Source organism: Ancylobacter oerskovii, assembly GCF_018390555.1.
Taxonomy (GTDB): Bacteria; Pseudomonadota; Alphaproteobacteria; order Rhizobiales; family Xanthobacteraceae; genus Ancylobacter; species Ancylobacter oerskovii.
Genome location: NZ_JAHBGB010000024.1, coordinates 1 through 1,455 on the forward strand (window position 1 = coordinate 1; position 1,455 = coordinate 1,455).

Below are 1,455 nucleotides of genomic sequence, written 5' to 3' on the forward strand. Positions count from 1 at the left end.
TCGACACGAGGCGGGATTCGAAGGTCATCGGGTCGATCGGACACCAGCCGGTCTGGTCGGCGACACCAATGGTGGTTGCGATGGCACCTGCCCGCTGCGGCGGGATGACGTTGACGACCGCCGCCTTGTGGCTGCCGAACTCGGTGGTGAGCGTGCGCGCGGGCGCGTCGACCTCGGTGACCTTGCCGCCGAAGGAGAGGCTCTCCCATTCCACCAGCCCCGGATAGAGCTCTGTCCAGGCCTGTTCGAACAGGCGCTGCTTGGAGAAGGCGTCCTTGGCGTCGAGGATGAGCAGCTTGGAGCGCGGCTTGCGGGTCTGGAGGAAGTGGGCGATCAGGCTCGCCCGCTCATAGGGGCCGGGCGGGCAGCGGAACGGGTTCGGCGGGGCGGCGATGATGACGAGGCCGCCATCCTCCATCGCCTCCAACTGGCGGCGCAGCAGCAGCGTCTGCTCGCCCGCCTTCCAGGCATGCGGCAGCAGCTCGGCGGCGGCGGCGTCATAGCCGGGGATGGCGTCGAGGCGCATGTCGATGCCCGGTGCGACGACGAGCCGGTCATAGTCGAGCATGACATCGTCGGCGAGCACCGCACGGCGCCGGGCGGCGTCGACCCGCACCACGCGCTGCGGCACATGGACGATGCCGTCGTCCTCCAGCCCGCCATAGCCGAAATGCTGGGCGCCGATGTCGGGCAGGCCGGCGATCACCGCATTGCTCATCGGGCAGGCGGTGTAGGGCTCGCTCGGCTCGACGAGGGCGACGGCGATGGTGGGATCCTCGCGCTTGAGCGCGCGGGCGAAGCTCGCCCCGGCAAAGCCACCGCCAACCACGACGACGCGCGGACCCGTTGGCGCCAGCACCGTCGGCGCACCGAGCATCGCGGCGCCGGCGGCGAGGCCGCGCAGCAGGCCCCTACGGCTGAGCCGGTGCAGCCGAGCCGGCCGGGGCGTTGCCGCCGGCAGCGAAATAGTCGGCGATGGCGCGGATTTCCTCATCGCTGAACCCCTTGGCGATGCGCGTCATCACGGTGGACGTGCGCTCGCCGCTGCGGAAGGCGGTCATCTGCGAGACGATCTGCTCCGACGACCGTCCGTTCAAGCTCGGAATCGGCCCGCGCCCCGCGGTGCGCGGATGGCAGCCGGTGCAGGAGGTGGCCCCGCGCGGCGGCGCGGCCTCGGCCGGCGCCATGGGCATGGCCACCCACAGCGCCGGCAGTAGTAAAAGCATAAGGCGCATCAGCTCAGCTCATGGTTCTTGAGCGGCAGGGTGCGGTAGCGCTTGCCCGTCGCCGCGAAGAGCGCGTTGAGTACCGCCGGGCCGGCGACCGCGATGGTCGGCTCGCCGACCCCGCCCCAGAAGCCACCGGAAGGCACGAGGATGGTCTCGACCGCAGGCATCTGCGCAAGGCGCATCACCTCATAGGTGTCGAAGTTTTCCTGCTCCATGCGCCCGCCCT

The 1,455-nt window shown here is 70.5% G+C and carries 2 protein-coding genes and 1 pseudogene; all 3 read right to left on the reverse strand.

Annotated elements, in window-relative coordinates:
• The coding region (locus tag KHC19_RS11835; protein WP_246548767.1) for an NAD(P)/FAD-dependent oxidoreductase at positions 1–877 on the reverse strand (877 nt) is incomplete at its 3' end.
• Between the two features lie 34 nt (positions 878–911).
• Positions 912–1,235: a c-type cytochrome gene (locus tag KHC19_RS11840; RefSeq protein WP_213352572.1), complete on the reverse strand. Its 324-nt coding sequence runs from the start codon at positions 1,233–1,235 to the stop codon at positions 912–914.
• Positions 1,235–1,455, reverse strand: a pseudogene (locus KHC19_RS11845) (xanthine dehydrogenase family protein molybdopterin-binding subunit); the annotation flags it as partial. The gene KHC19_RS11840 and the pseudogene KHC19_RS11845, both read right to left, overlap by 1 nt.